This window comes from Staphylococcus americanisciuri, from assembly GCF_024814435.1.
Classification (GTDB): domain Bacteria; phylum Bacillota; class Bacilli; order Staphylococcales; family Staphylococcaceae; genus Staphylococcus; species Staphylococcus americanisciuri.
In genome coordinates, this window is sequence record NZ_JANUXY010000008.1 from 1 (window position 1) to 15688 (window position 15688).

General features: G+C 37.7%; 10 protein-coding genes. All 10 read right to left on the reverse strand.

Annotated features, from left to right (window positions below; genetic code table 11):
* The coding region (locus NXS11_RS08220; protein ID WP_259200460.1) for a hypothetical protein at window positions 1-2416 on the reverse strand (2416 nt) is incomplete at its 3' end.
* 197 nt (window positions 2417-2613) lie between these two features.
* Window positions 2614-3798: a YSIRK-type signal peptide-containing protein gene (locus tag NXS11_RS08225; protein WP_259200463.1), complete on the reverse strand. Its 1185-nt coding sequence runs from the start codon at window positions 3796-3798 to the stop codon at window positions 2614-2616.
* A 228-nt stretch (window positions 3799-4026) separates the two neighbouring features.
* Window positions 4027-8865, reverse strand: a complete 4839-nt coding sequence (locus NXS11_RS08230; protein WP_259200464.1) for a MiiA motif-containing surface protein — start codon at window positions 8863-8865, stop codon at window positions 4027-4029.
* Window positions 8866-10033: 1168 nt separating this feature from the next.
* Window positions 10034-10429, reverse strand: coding sequence for a zeta toxin family protein (locus tag NXS11_RS08235; RefSeq protein WP_259200600.1), 396 nt, complete (start codon window positions 10427-10429; stop codon window positions 10034-10036).
* Complete coding sequence (locus tag NXS11_RS08240; RefSeq protein ID WP_259200466.1) at window positions 10312-10605, reverse strand: hypothetical protein; 294 nt, start codon at window positions 10603-10605, stop codon at window positions 10312-10314. The genes NXS11_RS08235 and NXS11_RS08240 overlap by 118 nt, the downstream gene beginning before the upstream one ends.
* A complete protein-coding gene (locus NXS11_RS08245) occupies window positions 10605-11081 on the reverse strand; it encodes a helix-turn-helix domain-containing protein (RefSeq protein ID WP_259200467.1) in 477 nt (158 codons plus the stop codon). Before NXS11_RS08245 ends, NXS11_RS08240 begins: the two co-directional genes overlap by 1 nt.
* A 354-nt stretch (window positions 11082-11435) precedes the next feature.
* Window positions 11436-12272 carry an alpha/beta fold hydrolase gene (locus tag NXS11_RS08250; protein WP_259200469.1) on the reverse strand — a complete coding sequence of 279 codons (837 nt, stop codon included), beginning with the start codon at window positions 12270-12272 and terminating at the stop codon, window positions 11436-11438.
* Between the two features lie 34 nt (window positions 12273-12306).
* Window positions 12307-13305: an NADP-dependent oxidoreductase gene (locus tag NXS11_RS08255; RefSeq protein WP_259200471.1), complete on the reverse strand. Its 999-nt coding sequence runs from the start codon at window positions 13303-13305 to the stop codon at window positions 12307-12309.
* 82 nt (window positions 13306-13387) lie between these two features.
* Window positions 13388-13819: an Rrf2 family transcriptional regulator gene (locus tag NXS11_RS08260; protein ID WP_259200472.1), complete on the reverse strand. Its 432-nt coding sequence runs from the start codon at window positions 13817-13819 to the stop codon at window positions 13388-13390.
* Window positions 13820-14283: 464 nt separating this feature from the next.
* The gene (gene rlmD / locus NXS11_RS08265; RefSeq protein ID WP_259200473.1) at window positions 14284-15651 is read right to left on the reverse strand and encodes a 23S rRNA (uracil(1939)-C(5))-methyltransferase RlmD; all 1368 of its coding nucleotides are present in this window, start codon (window positions 15649-15651) and stop codon (window positions 14284-14286) included.
* Window positions 15652-15688 lie beyond the last annotated feature (37 nt).

Sequence of the window (15688 nt, forward strand, 5' to 3'; positions counted from 1 at the left end):
CTGTTTTATCTACAACTACTGTTGCTCCTGCTGGGAAGTTCTCTGACTTCTCTACTTGTGCTTTAACTGCTGCTTTCTCTCCCTCTGTTAACGCTGAGGCATCTTTTACTACCGTCTTAATCGGGTCTCCTAACTGTTGTACTGTCTTCGTTGCTGGTACTTCAATTGTGTAACCTGGAACACCCTCTTTGTCTGGAACTGTAATTGTCGCTTTCCCTGTTTTATCTACAACTACTGTTGCTCCTGCTGGGAAGTTCTCTGACTTCTCTACTTGTGCTTTAACTGCTGCTTTCTCTCCCTCTGTTAACGCTGAGGCATCTTTTACTACCGTCTTAATCGGGTCCCCTAACTGTTGTACCGTCTTAGTTGCTGGTACTTCAATAGTATAAGATGGAATATTTCCTTTTGCTGGAACTGTAATTGTTGCTTTTCCTGTTTTATCTACAACTACTGTTGCTCCTGCTGGGAAGTTCTCTGACTTCTCCACTTGCGCTTTAACTGCTGCTTTTTCTCCCTCTGTTAACGCTGAGACATCTTTTACTACTGTCTTAATTGGATCTCCTAATTGTTGTACTGTCTTCGTTGCTGGTACTTCAATAGTATAAGATGGAATATTTCCTTTTGCTGGAACTGTAATTGTTGCTTTTCCTGTTTTATCTACAACCACTGTTGCTCCTGCTGGGAAGTTCTCTGACTTCTCCACTTGCGCTTTAACTGCTGCTTTTTCTCCCTCTGTTAACGCTGAGGCATCTTTTACTACTGTCTTAATTGGGTCTCCTAATTGTTGTACTGTCTTAGTTGCTGGAATTTCAATAGTATAAGATGGAACGTTCCCTTTTGCTGGAACTGTAATTGTTGCTTTTCCTGTTTTATCTACAACTACTGTTGCTCCTGCTGGGAAGTTCTCTGACTTCTCCACTTGTGCTTTAACTGCTGCTTTCTCTCCCTCTGTTAACGCTGAGGCATCTTTTACTACCGTCTTAATTGGGTCCCCTAACTGTTGTACCGTCTTAGTTGCTGGTACTTCAATAGTATAAGATGGAACGTTCCCTTTTGCTGGAATTGTAATCACAGCTGAACCATCTGCATTCACTACAATATTATTATCTGTAACCGTAGTAGGTAGGTTTGCAATTGCTCTAACTTGCGCTTTGACTGCAGCCTTTTCATCGACTGTCAAAGATGATGGGGCTTTAACTGTCGTCTTCACTGGATCTGCTAGTTGTTCTACTGTTTGATCCTGAGTGAATTTAGTAGTTTTACCGTTTTGAGTAACTGTAGTATCTCCATTATTTGCAACTACAATTTCATTGTCTCTAACATAAACATTCTTATCTTTAATTGCAGCTTTAAGAATATCTTTTTCTGCTGAAGTTAAAGCATCTTTATTAGCTACCAAAATCTTATCATTTGCCACTACAGCAGGATTCGTAACATTAAATTTGTAACTTGCTGCTTTTCCTTCAAGACCATCACTATCCGTTGGTGTGACAGTAACTGTATATTCTCCTAAAGTAGTTGGTGAAAATTGTGTCAATTCTGTTTCGGCTACTGCGGTTTCTACCCCATTTTCAACTTTCACAACACTGCCGTCACCTTTTTTAATATAAGTTACAGTCGTATTGTCTGGTGCTGTAATGACATATTTGACAGATGTTTTCTTGGCGTCATTTTTATCCGTATCATCTTCTGTATCCTTAACTGTAACACCTTTTGTCACATTTACTTTTGTTCCTCTCGTGTAAGTTTCTAGCGTTTTTGGAACTTCCACAGTTGGAGCGCTGTTTGTAACATTAGCTGTCCCTGGCACAGAAGCGTTATTAACATGATCTTTAGCAATAGCAGAAATTTTGTTTTCACCAGCCACTAGATTCACAGTAGATGGAATTGAAATTTGGAGTTTACCATCAGTAACAGTTACATTTGTTCCTTCTGGCGTTTTCCAAACATTATTTTCATCTTTCGTAACAGTGACCGTTGTCGTAGTCCCATCTTTACCTGTAATAGTAACATCAATCGTCTTAACATCAGGATCAGTTGGAGGCGTCACTTTGATAACCTTAGCACTTGTATTTATTTCATCAACTTTTGGTGCTGCTGGTGATTTCGTATCAATATAAATCTTTTGATCTTCACCTATATCAACTGTTTCAAGTGTTTTGACAGAACCTTTTGCTGTGATTTGGTTTTGCCAAATATAATCACTGTTTTTATATCTAGTATAAGACTTGAAGTTTACGCCATCTTCCTCAATATTATCATCAATCTTGAATTGCAATGTAACACTACGAGAAGCACCTGGTGCTAAACCAGATCCCAAATAATCTTGCGCACCATTTGCTACATTATTCGTTCCTGGATAAGGAGATAGTGTAATAGTACGTGTAGCTTCATCATAGGTAAAACCTTTTGGCAAATCAACAATCGATACGCCTTTCGGAACAACAATCTTTGTTTCTATGCTGCCAGCTGTAATACCACCTTCATTTTGAACTTTTAATGTATAATTGAGCTTGTCACCACGTTTATAAATTTTCTTATCTCCATAATAATTTGCTTCAGTACCATCTGCATCTGTTCGAGTCAGAGTTTGAGTTGCTTTTAAAGCTGCACCTAGTTCAATCCCAACGTTATCAAAAATATAGCCCCTTTAGGCTGAGCATCTCCAAGTGCGGTAGATTTATCGCCAGCTTTTAGAACCATACGAATAGAAGTTACATTGTCTGGAATTTTATAAAAAGCTGCGCCTAAACCATAGCCAAATACATTTTGTCCATTCACATTATGCAGCTCTTTAGTAGTCCCATCAAGAGTTGTAAGGACGTTGCCGTTTTGATCAATTAGGTAACCACTTCCTCTTTCTCCTGTTCCGCCACCATTAAATGTACCAAAAGCACTTCTAAAAGAGTAATGGAAACGAACGATAGAGCCAGGGTTTACAGTATACGCTTCGGAAACAATCTCTGTACCTGGATTATTCAACTCTACAAATCTAGATGAATTTGTATTGCTATAGTATTGTTGAGATCTCGAACTTGTTTCTGCAGCTTGACTCGCCGGCTTTACATTTCCTCGAAGCAACCAGCCGTAACCATTAACATCAGTCTTGTCTTTAGAATAACCTGGAAGTTCATATACTTTGGACTTATCTTTATCATCCATTGTGTATTTACCGACAAAATTTTTGTTTGGTTCCGTAATTTCTGGAGTTAATGGCTCTACAACTGTAAAACTCTTTCCGGTTTTCAGTTTCCAGCCTTCATAAGATTTATCTCCAGTAAATTCTTTTTCTTTCCACTTGTAAGTAACTGTTCCTAAATCACGTGGTCCATTGTTATCAGCAGGTGACCAAGCAGGCGAAGCGGTTGTACCTTGAGGATAAATTGGTGTTACATGCTCTCTTTTAGCTGTCTTTTCTTCTGCACCCTCAAAATCACCTTTATCAAAAGCATTTCTCCACGGAATGGTTGATACACTACGCCCATCTTTAGTGTCATTTGCACCTACTCCAATAGCAGTTGGATTCTTGTGATCAGCAGTTTCTGTATCCTTAATAGCTGAAGGAGGTTCAGAGTTGGTATCTGCAATTGGCGGTTCTGCATTCTTTTCTTCAACTTTTGCGTCTTCTGCTTTTGCACCTACAGCTTCACTAGGCGCTACTTCATCAGCGTATGCTACTGGCGTATCTATGAAGTTGGGTATCGCTATAAATAGTGAACCCAAGAAAATGGAACCTACCCCTGCCTTAAACTTACGAATCGAATATCTATCTTTTTTACGATAATTTTTATGCAACACTGAAATTCCTCCTAAGATGTTTATCATATAATAGAAAATTAATTTTATAATATAGAACAATGGAAGTAGTACAGGATTCTTATTGTCCTAACCTGCAAAGCTGATTAGGAGTGAAAAATGAAAAGCGAATTTTCACTCCAGTCAGCTACTAACTTCTACATCATTCGTCTAACTAGCCCCTTTACTGCTTTATTCTTGAAAAACTAACCGCTTTACTTACAATGCTTCTTAGTTTTCCTCTCGACGTTTACGTCTTGTCATTCTTGCGCCGACTAACAATGTTAAGAAACCAAATGCTGCTACAAATGGGTTATTGGTATTACCAGTTTCTGGTAAATCTTTTTTCGTCGCTTTATCAGCTTGTTTCATACCTTTAACTTTCTTATCTTTCATTGTGTCAGATGGTTGAACCATACCTGGTTGTTTCGGTTGTTCTGGCGTCAAGTTTTGTGGATCTTTATCTACAATCTTGCCTGGAACTTTCACGCTTACAACTGTATTAGCAAGTTCTATTGACGCATCTTGCCCTGGTACTTTGATTGTGACTGTGCCATCTTTGCCCACTATGATTTCTGTTTTTTCTGGGAGTTCTGGATTACTCTCTTTTACTCTCTTCTTAATTTCTTCTCGTTCTTCTGGTGTCAAGTTTTGTGGATCTTTCACTACAGTTTTATCTGGCACTTTCACACTTGCAACTGTGTCAGTCACTTCTACTGACGTAGCTTGTCCTGGTACTTTGATCGTAACCGTGCCGTCTTTACCTACTGTGATTTCTGTTTTTTCTGGAAGATCTGGATTCTTCTCTTTTACTTTCTTCTTAACTTCTTCTTTTTCTGCTGACGTTAAGTTTTGCGGGTCTTTTACCCAAGTTAATGATGGTTTAACAACTGTCATTACAGCTTGTGGCACTGTGAATTCTTTACCATCTTTTGTAAATGTTACTGTGCCATCTTTTTCAACTTTAATCGTGTTTGGATCCACATCTGGATTTGATTTCTTAACAGCTTCTTTGATCGCTTCTTTTTCTTTGTCTGTCAAGTTGGCTGGATCTTTCACTAATGTTGGTGATGGTTTCACTGCCGTTGTTTCTGCTTGCGGTACTGTGAGTTCTTTACCGTCTTTTGTAAATGTTACTGTGCCATCGTTTCCAACTTTGATCGTGTTTGGATCTACATCTGGATTTGACTTCTTAACAGCTTCTTTGATCGCTTCTTTTTCTTCGTCTGTCAAGTTGGCTGGATCTTTCACTAACGTTGGCTCCGGTTTCACTGCTGTCGTTTCTGCTTGTGGTACTTTGAACTCTTTACCGTCTTTTGTAAATGTTACTGTGCCATCTTTTTCAACTTTAATCGTGTTTGGATCCACATCTGGATTTGATTTCTTAACAGCTTCTTTGATCGCTTCTTTTTCTTTGTCTGTCAAGTTGTTTGGATCTTTTACTAATGTTGGCGATGGTTTCACTGCTGTTGTTTCTGCTTGTGGTACTGTGAATTTTTTACCGTCTTTTGTGAACGTTACACTACCATCTTTTTCAACTTTGATTGTGTTTGGATCCACATCTGGATTAACTTTCTTAACAGCTTCCTTAACTGCTTCTTTTTCTTTGTCTGTTAAGTTGTTCGGATCTTTCACTAACGTTGGTGCTGGTTTTACTACTGTTGTTTCTGCTTGTGGCACTTTGAATTCTTTACCGTCTTTTGTGAACGTTACCGTACCATCTTTTCCAACTTTGATTGTGTTTGGATCCACATCTGGATTTGACTTCTTAACAGCTTCTTTTTCTTTATCTGTTAAGTTGTTTGGATCTTTCACTAATGTTGGCGATGGTTTCACTGCCGTTGTTTCTGCTTGCGGTACTTTGAATTCTTTACCATCTTTTGTGAACGTTACGCTACCATCTTTTTCAACTTTGATTGTGTTTGGATCTACATCTGGATTAACCTTCTTAACAGCTTCTTTAACCGCTTCTTTTTCTTTGTCTGTTAAGTTGTTCGGATCTTTCACTAACGTTGGCGATGGTTTCACTGCTGTTGTTTCTGCTTGCGGTACTGTGAATTTTTTACCGTCTTTTGTGAACGTTACCGTACCATCTTTTTCAACTTTGATTGTGTTTGGATCCACACCTGGATTTGATTTCTTAACGGCTTCCTTAACAGCTTCTTTTTCTTTGTCTGTCAAGTTGTTCGGATCTTTTACTAATGTTGGTGATGGTTTCACCGCTGTTGTTTCTGCTTGTGGCACTTTGAATTCTTTACCGTCTTTTGTGAACGTTGCGCTACCATCTTTTTCAACTTTGATTGTGTTTGGATCTACATCTGGATTAACCTTCTTAACAGCTTCTTTAACCGCTTCTTTTTCTTTGTCTGTTAAGTTGTTTGGATCTTTCACTAACGTTGGCTCCGGTTTTACTGCTGTTGTTTCTGCTTGTGGCACTTTGAATTCTTTACCGTCTTTTGTGAACGTTACAGTGCCATCTTTTCCAACTTTGATTGTGTTTGGATCCACATCTGGATTTGATTTCTTAACAGCTTCTTTAACCGCTTCTTTTTCTTTGTCTGTTAAGTTGTTCGGATCTTTCACTAACGTTGGTGATGGTTTCACTGCTGTCGTTTCTGCTTGTGGTACTTTGAACGCTTTACCGTCTTTTGTGAATGTTACGCTACCATCTTTTTCAACTTTGATTGTGTTCGGATCCACATCTGGGTTTGATTTCTTAACAGCTTCTTTAACCGCTTCTTTTTCTTTGTCTGTTAAGTTGTTTGGGTCTTTCACTAACGTTGGTGATGGTTTCACCGCTGTCGTTTCTGCTTGTGGTACTTTGAACTCTTTACCGTCTTTTGTGAATGTTACAGTACCATCTTTTTCAACTTTGATTGTGTTTGGATCCACATCTGGATTTGACTTCTTAACAGCTTCTTTAACCGCTTCTTTTTCTTTGTCTGTCAAGTTTGTTGGATCTTTAATCAAAGTCGGTTCTGGGTTATTGATTTTAATTTGTTTTACAGTTTGAGCAGGCGTAAAGGTATCTGTTGTACCATCTGGATAAGTAATGACTGCCGTACCATCTGCTGAAACAGTAATCATATCATCTGTCAAGGTCAATGGTTTTCCACTAGATGTTAGATTCTTATTCAATTGCTTGATTTTATCTTTTACAGCTTGTTTCTCTGAATCTGACAAATTATTTGTATTTGCAACAGTAATCACTTCTGTAGTTGGGTTGTTTTTAGCCGTGTCATTCGTAATAGAGAACGTACGAAGTTCTACAGGATCTGAAACATTTCCAGAATCATCTGTTACGATAGCAACCATCGTATATTTGACAGCTTCCATCGGCTCAGATTTAGCTTTTGCTAATAACTCCTCTTTTGTTAAAAGCTTTCCTTCTGCATCTCTAAATTTGTATCGTGTACGGTTTTCACCCAAGATAGTACTATCCTTGCTCAAGTCATCCGTGCGGTGAACATTATCTGTTGCAACAACGTTTGCTGGATTTTTTGTTAAATCATTCAAACGTGCTTCAAGATTACCTACAAAAGCATCTTCTGTTTGAACACTTGTCCAATCTTTTCCTTGATTGTCTTTATCTGAATTATTGAAGTTTGTACGAGTTTGATCAGCATTGATGACTGGTTTGTCGATATCAACCCCTTGAATAAAGACAATTGCACGTTGTTGACGATATTTATCATTTTTAATGTCTACTGCTAATACGGGATCGCCTGCAGCATTTGTTTTATCGAATATGCTCTTATGCACTTGCAAAGTATAACTCGCACCATTCACATAACGGAAGTCTGTTGGCGTTCCAGGCCCAGTATTAACTGTATTTCCATCATTGTTTGTTTTCCAGACGCTAGAATTTTCAAACCCCGTACCAATTGTCGTAAAACTTTTTTCACCACCATTACCATCTGTTGCTGTTCCAACTGGAGTAAGTGATGAAATTTCTCCTTGTGAACCATAGATGACTTTTGCTAAATCAATGTCTTTATCACCTTCTGGGGACTTCAAGATATTGTTTGAACTAGTATATTTAGTCTTGTCAAAAACTTCCGTTCCTTCTAAAGTTCTAAGTTTCTTAGGATTAGCAGGATCTTTAGGTGTTAGTACTAGGCGTTTGCGGAAATCATCGATATTAAAAGGCGTTTTGTCATTAAATGCGTATTTGTAGACATATACATAATCACTCAATTTTACTAAACCTGGATCTTGAGGACGTCCAGTCAAAGCTCCCATATCTTTAAATGAAACGGCGTAGTCATCACGTAGGGTAGAGGCTGATGGTTCTGCATAGTCATTAGGCGTTGATCCATTGGCAGGAACTGTTCTAAATCCAGTACGAGATTCGTCATTGCTTCTTGCAGTGATTTGATGTTCTTTACTTACATTGATATTCACAATGTTTTTACGACCACCACGTTCTACAACTTCTGCGGCTTGAATTTCTGGTTGATTAGCTGCCAATTTATAACCTGCAAGAGCTGGTTGAGATTTAAGCGCTACACGAGCATCTACATTTACATTGATCGTTGCAGGTTGATCTTTTGGAAGTTCCGTTGTTTCAGCTGTCGTATGATTTTGTGAAAGTACAACTTCATTTGTTGCAACATCTGTATACGTTACCTTATAGTTTACAGCTGCTGTACGAGTAGCTGGTTTTTCTTCTACTTTCTTTTCTTCCTCTGTTACAGCAGTTGGATTCTTATGCTCAGCAGCTTCTGTATCTTTAGCAGCTGAAAGAGGTTCAGAGTTGGTATCTGCATTTGGCGATTCTAATTTTTCCACTGGGCTAGAATCAACAGCTTCTGTTACCTTTTCTTCAACATTTGCTAAATTTTCTGTTTTTTCTAGAGTAGATAATTCTGTATTAGGGCTAGAATCAACAACTTCTTTTGCTTGTACATCTGCTTTTTCACTCGGTGTTATTTCATCAGCCTGTGCTATTGATGTATCTGTCAAACTGGGTACAACTAGGAATAACGAACCTAAGAGAATCGAACCGACACCCACTTTAAATTTGCGGATAGCATACCTATCCTTTTTATGATATTTTTCATGCAACATTAGCATTCCTCCTAAAATAATTGTCATACAACAGTATACCCCCACCCCCTACTTTGTCAATTCTTTTTTATAATATTTTCTTACTATACTTATTTTTCAAAAATCAATAAAATTTAGTGTAAAAATATTGTTTTATTTAATAATTTGGACATTATCATGCTAACTATTTACTAATTTTATGTAATATAAATTTAGTTCCATAATTCTTACTAAGATATGTATATTCTGCATTTCGATAATTCTGTTAATTTATTAAGAAAACAATCGACATGTTATATATATTTGTAAAGTTATTTATTCATATCATTCTCATTTACCCATTACCTTCTTATAAAATTTTTAAAAAACATATTATTTTTAGCCATTTTAAAGAAAAACTTTAAGATATGAGAAGAAATAGAATAATACGTAAACTGGCTTTTTAGTCATAAATTTTTTAACTATTCCTCAAACAAAAAGAGACACAAATCCATTCCTACAAACGCCTTGTTTGCTAGAATAATTTGCATCTCTTCCATATAATAATGACTAAAATTTCAATAATTATCTCAACTTAGAGGCTCTTAATACGAATAGTCACATTAATAATCCTCTTGTAAAAATAACAAAAACAGAAAAATCTTGAAATAAGAAATTTTACCTTGAGTAGTCTATTGCTTTGACATGTAATGAGAAATTATTTCTTTTAGACTCTATTTCATTCATACAAATATATTATTTACGAATAAAAAAATTCCGATGGTTACTGAAAATAGCTTTGGCTTCAACCTACACTATCAAGCACATTTTCTCTTTTGATACGCCCCATCAATCAAGAAAAACTTTGGCACTAAAACTTTCTCCCCTTTTATACTAGGCTTTTACGAGCGGAGCAACTCACTTAACTCCTTCAAAGCGAGAAAAATACCAACCTGTCCTTGATGATTATAACCGCTCCAACTAGATGTCGCATTATTCTTTTTTCTGCCATTTCAGTACTCTCCTTTAATTTTCAACTCCCTCAACTGTTTCTGCCCAATCTTCATCATCTCCTCCTCGACCTTACTCCATTTTCCAAAGAAGCATTCTTGTAGAACATCGGCAGCCGAACCTTCATCCACTTCGAAATCATAGATGCAATTTCTATCCCTTTGATAAATTTGAATCTGTTTGAAGCGTTGTTCATTTTCTAACTCTCGACATTCTTGACCAAATGATTCACGTTATAATCATGGTGTTCTTTGGGTGTTGCTCTAGCTTGATTTGGGTCAATAGCGTAAAGTTCCTCATAACGAATCATAGTGCTTAAATAAGAAAGTTCTGGTTTTGTCGCAATTAAGGCGAGTGAGACTTGATAACCTTTTGAATTCAATAATTGAGCTGTCTTTCGAGGGACTTCCGTGGTTCTTAACGTCCCTTCAACTAACAAATGATAACCCAACAAGCTTAGCTCATTGACTAGATGTTCTACCATTTTTCCTGCAAATTGTTTGGTATATTCAACGCTATCTTTGCCGTATCTTTCCTGTAAAGCAAGATAATTCGGGCACTGAGCGCAATAGCTATCCCCATCAACAATAATGATATTCCCTTGAAATTCCTTTTGTTTAATTCGATGAACTGTTGTCTTACCTGCACCGCTTTGCCACCAAGTAAAATAGCCTGTGGTTCAGGTGAAGGATTTTTACCACAGGTTAAGATACGAATGGTGCGTTTTAGAGCTAAATCAAAGTCATCTCGACTAAATTCTTCTAATGTCATTAAGCGACCACCTGATGACTGGCAAGCTCCAATATCCGCTCAATACCGTCTAAATAGCCAATATAACGTTCTAATTCGTCAAAAGTATCTAAAAAATAAATCTTAGTGTTCAGCAGATCAGACAAGTCATCACTCATTAAAATCCATGGATTAAACTCATCGTCAAACTGAATGCCTTTCTTTTCTTGATAACGGTACAACTGAGATAGAATGACCGAACCGCGTTCTTTTAATACCTCTATTTTTAAAGTTAACTGATAATCTTCTACTGGCGTAAGCATTTTATCTTTTCCAACCAAATCAACATAGGACACGTTGAACTTTTGACAAATAGTGTCAATCAATTCTGTTGTAATAGGACTTGTGCCGTTTTCATATCGACTAAGACTATTGCATGAAATACCAATAATGTTTGCAAACTCTGTCTGCGTTAAATCATGTGTTTTTCGTAAGGAACTAATATTCTTTCCAATCATAGTGAACCCTCCATATTCAAGACATACCATAAATCATTGTCATCTGCACCAAAAATTGTGCATATTCTTATTATGTATTCAACATATTTACATAAAAAAACTAGATCCACTACAAGCGTGAACCTGGTTTCTTTACTATGTATTCTCTTCTGTACATCGAATTAAGGCTGTTCAGCTTCATATAGTGGAAAGATAGCTATAAATACCTAGTTTTATTTGTCATGTTAAAATGAGTATACGTCAGGTGAATTTAGTCCTTTATTGATTTGGTATGGTAACCTCAATAATAACATGAAATTCACATGGCGTTTTTCCGTTTATAGATGGCTAGGTTGATTATAAAATCCACCACTTTTATCTCTCTAAAAAATTCAACAATTCTTGTGAAAACTCATCAGCATACTGGAATATTGAACCATGACCAGCATTTGGATAAATAACAAGCTTACTGTTAGCAATCTTATCGTGCATATTATAAGAATTAATCGTAGGTACCTGCATATCATTATCTCCATTGACAATCAAGGTTGGCTGGGTAATGTACTTTAGGTCATCCATATCTGCCTTACCCCAACGCTTGATTGCTTTAAGCTGCATTAAGAATCCAGGGACATTCATATTCTTATCCGAAAATGCTTTTGGACGGTTCCCCATACGGTTGAGAACTTTTTGAGCTTCACGACCGCCTTCTTCATCATGATTGTAGAAAATGTAACGCTTTGGGTCTACATTTTCCAGACCCGCCTTCATCATAAAACGGAAAGTCTTGCCCGTTACCTTATCCACTTCCACACCGCCCCGTGGGCCCGTACCAGCCAAAATCAGACGGTTAACTAAACTACTATTGACACGCACCATCTCCTGAGCAATCATACCTCCCATGGACAAGCCCAACAGGTTAATTTTGCTATAGTCAAGAGACTGAAGGATTTCAATAGCTTGCACAGCCATGCCTGGAATGGTATCCGCCACTTTCCCTTGACTATCACCGACGCCAGGCAAATCTAAAACGATGACGTGTTGTTTTTCAGCAATCAAGTCCAACAACTTTGGATCCCAGTTGTCCAAGGTTGCGCCCAGATGCACTAGCATAACCAAAGGTAGTTCTGACTTTCCCTCGCCTAATTCACGGTAGGCAATTTCCGCACCATCGACAGTAACATAAATGTTTTTAGTTGTGATATACGACATAAATTCTCTTCTTTCTTTTGTAAAATAGCAAACCTTAAAAGCTGAGGACGGTTTTACCGCGAGAGCGACCGTTTGCTACCTTGTCCAGCGCAGCATTGACCTCTTCAAATGGATAGACGGTATCGATAGATGGCTTGATTTCTAGCTTACTGAAAATATCTGCAACTTCTTGTAGTTGAGCACCATTGCTTTCAACGAAAATAAAGTGATAGTTGACACCATAGCTAGCTGCCATCTTGTCAAACTTACGACCCACTATGCCAAAGAGGAACTGCTTCCATTTCGGCAAGTTCATTCGTTTGGCAAAATCACCATTTGGCATCGCACGTAAGGATACCAGATGCCCACCTTTTTTCATGATGCTCATTTGCTTTTCAGTCTCTGCACCACCAAGAGTGTCTAGGACATAATCCACATTGCTGACTGTTTTGATGTAATCTTCTTTTTTGTAATCAATGAAGTAATCTGCTCCAAGTTTCAAGACACGTTCACCATTTGCTCCATCACCGTTAGTAATGATCGTCAAGCCCTTAGCCTTAGCGATAGGAATAGCCATACCACCAACACCTCCAGTACCACCAGAGATGAAGATAGTCTTACCAGCCTGAGCCCCCATGAGGTCAAGAGCCTGTATGATAGTGAGGGCAGTAAGAGGAACTGCTGCTGCCTCTACATCTGTCAGGTAGTCAGGAACTTTAGCCAAGGCTGCGCTGTCTACCGCTACATACTCGGCAAAAGCTCCAATATCATCTAGTGGCAAACGGCCAAATACACGATCTCCTACCTTGACATTTTTGACCTGTGTGCCTGTCTGCTCAACAATCCCCACCACTTCGTTACCAGCTGTCTGTGGCAGTTTGTAAGGAACAATCATCTTAACCTCGCCACGAGAAATCATATTGTCTAGAGGATTGACACCGGCTGCGGTGACCTTGACCAAGACTTGGTTTGCTGCGATTTGCGGTTTAGCAATGTCAGTCAATGTGAGTGTAATATTGTTTTTATTGTAAGATGTATGTTGTGCTGCTTTCATGTTTTTTCTCTTTTCTATAATATTGTTCTTGTATCTGATACAAGACTATCTGTTGTCTAATAAAATCTGACCTGTTAACAAGTCAGATACGAGGTTTATTAGCAGTTTGATACAAATTGTCAATGAGATCATCCAAAGTCTTCTGGGACAATTCCTGCTCCAAATATGTCTCGACACTTGAGAAAATCGGAATCATAGCACTTTCGATATACTTTCCGACTGGACAATCCAGATTAGCATTCTGATGAATGGGAAAAAGACTAATTTTATCAATCTCCTGTGTCGCAAAGTAAATCTCTCTAAGAGAAATATCCTTTGGAGACTTGCTGAGTTGGTAGCCAGTCTTACCTTGGTAGGATTGAATTAGACCTGCATTTTTCAACAGTGCGATTACCTTACGAATATAGCTAGCATTAGTCCCAACGCTTTCTGCCAAAGCCTGTGAACTTAGTTTCTCCTTACTTTCACTAATCATAGTCAAGATATGGAGAGCAACTGAAAATTTAGTGTCCATATACGTCCCCCTCTTCATCTTGTATCTGATACAAGAACAACTTTATCATAAATTAAACTCCTTAACAAGACTTTTATTTGTTTTTTAAAGGCTAACAAGAGGCAAAAAAGGGTACTAGCATTTTCCTTTTAAGACGAGAGATAGCGTTTTATCGATATGGTAAGCATACAGAGTAGAAGGATGAATTACTAACTTTGTTTCAAATTTGATGCTATACTACCCAATTCATCAAATTGGATTAAACCCATCTTCCCTATTTCAGTAACCAATTGAGTTCCATTATCTATGCCAATCCCTATTAACTTAACGTGATGACTGTTCTTCCTTTTTCATGAGTTTCTCATAGAAATAAAAAAAGAGGGAGTGGGATAGGAATCTCATTTTTCTAAAAGGATTCCGTTGTCCCACCCCAGTAAAGCTGAGTAGAGGGAAAAACTTGAAAAAGTGTTTAAATAAAGGATTTTTTATCCTTTGACTCGTTGTAACAAAGCAACACATTCAACATGAGCCGTATGCGGAAACATATCAACGGGTGTAACTTCTATTACGCTATACTGGTCTTTCAATAAATTAATATCGCGCAATTGGGTGCTTGGATTACACGATACGTAAACAATACGTTCTGGTGCTAAAGTTTTCAATGTCTCTATAAATGTTGGATCGCAACCTTTTCTTGGCGGATCAACCGTAACTACATCAGGCTGAATACCCGCACGCTGCCAATCTAAAATAACTTTTTCTGCAGGACCAGCGACAAATGTTGTGTTGTCATAACTATTATTTTTAGCATTGCGCTTGGCATCTGCAATAGCTTCAGGAACAACTTCCACACCATAGACGTGCTTGGCTTTATCTGCCATTGACAATGCAATTGTTCCAATACCACAATAAGCGTCCAACACGACTTCATTACCCGTTAATTGCGCATAATCTACCGCAATATTATAAAGTTTTTGTGTTTGCATCACGTTGATTTGATAGAATGATAAATCACTAATTTCAAAATGAACATCATTTAGCGTATCTTCAATATAATCTTTCCCAAAAAGTGTATATGATTTTGTACCCATAATAACATTTGTTTTTTCTCGATGGCTATTAATTTTAATACTTTTTATCATTGGAAAAGTTTGTATTAGTGTATCAACGATCGCATCAGCATGCGGTAACTTCTTGCCATTGACAACAAAGATTACCATAACTTCATTCGTGAAATGACCTAATCGGATGACCACGTGACGTAACAATCCTTGATGGCGTTGTTCGTTATACGTAGATATCTCATATTGTTGTACCAGTTGTTTAATCTCACGCATGATTTGATTTTGAATATCATCTTGTATCAAACATGTATCCATATCAATAATGTCGTGACTCCGTTGGCGATAAAATCCCATTTGAATATCGCCTTCTTTTGATATACCGACTGGAATTTGTGTTTTATTGCGATAATGCCAAGGCTCAGTCATGCCAACTGTTGGAAGAATCGGTACTTCTGTCATTTTGCCTTTACGATGGAACAAGTTCACGACCTGTTCTTTTTTCATCTCAAGCTGCGCCTCATATGACAAATGCTGTAACTGGCAACCTCCACATTTTTGATAATAATCACAAGGTGGTATCACACGCTGTTCGCTTTCTTCTACAATATCAAGAAGCTTTCCGAATCCAAATTTTTTATTTACTTTGATCACTTTATAGCGTATGGTTTCATTGATTAAGGCTTGAGGAACAAAGATTGGATACTGGTCTATTTTAACCACGCCATGACCTTCATGTGTCAAGTCAATGACACGCCCTGTATATGTTTCGTTTTTTTCAACAACTGACACGCCGTCTCACTCTTTCTTTTCATTTTAATTGCTACAT

Bases quoted from the DNA above. Each gene is read 5' to 3' on its own strand.
- NXS11_RS08230 (WP_259200464.1), bottom strand. From the start codon at position 8,865: ATGTTGCATGAAAAATATCATAAAAAGGATAGGTATGCTATCCGCAAA.
- NXS11_RS08240 (WP_259200466.1), bottom strand. From the start codon at position 10,605: ATGACATTAGAAGAATTTAGTCGAGATGACTTTGATTTAGCTCTAAAA.
- NXS11_RS08245 (WP_259200467.1), bottom strand. From the start codon at position 11,081: ATGATTGGAAAGAATATTAGTTCCTTACGAAAAACACATGATTTAACG.
- NXS11_RS08250 (WP_259200469.1), bottom strand. From the start codon at position 12,272: ATGTCGTATATCACAACTAAAAACATTTATGTTACTGTCGATGGTGCG.
- NXS11_RS08255 (WP_259200471.1), bottom strand. From the start codon at position 13,305: ATGAAAGCAGCACAACATACATCTTACAATAAAAACAATATTACACTC.
- NXS11_RS08260 (WP_259200472.1), bottom strand. From the start codon at position 13,819: ATGGACACTAAATTTTCAGTTGCTCTCCATATCTTGACTATGATTAGT.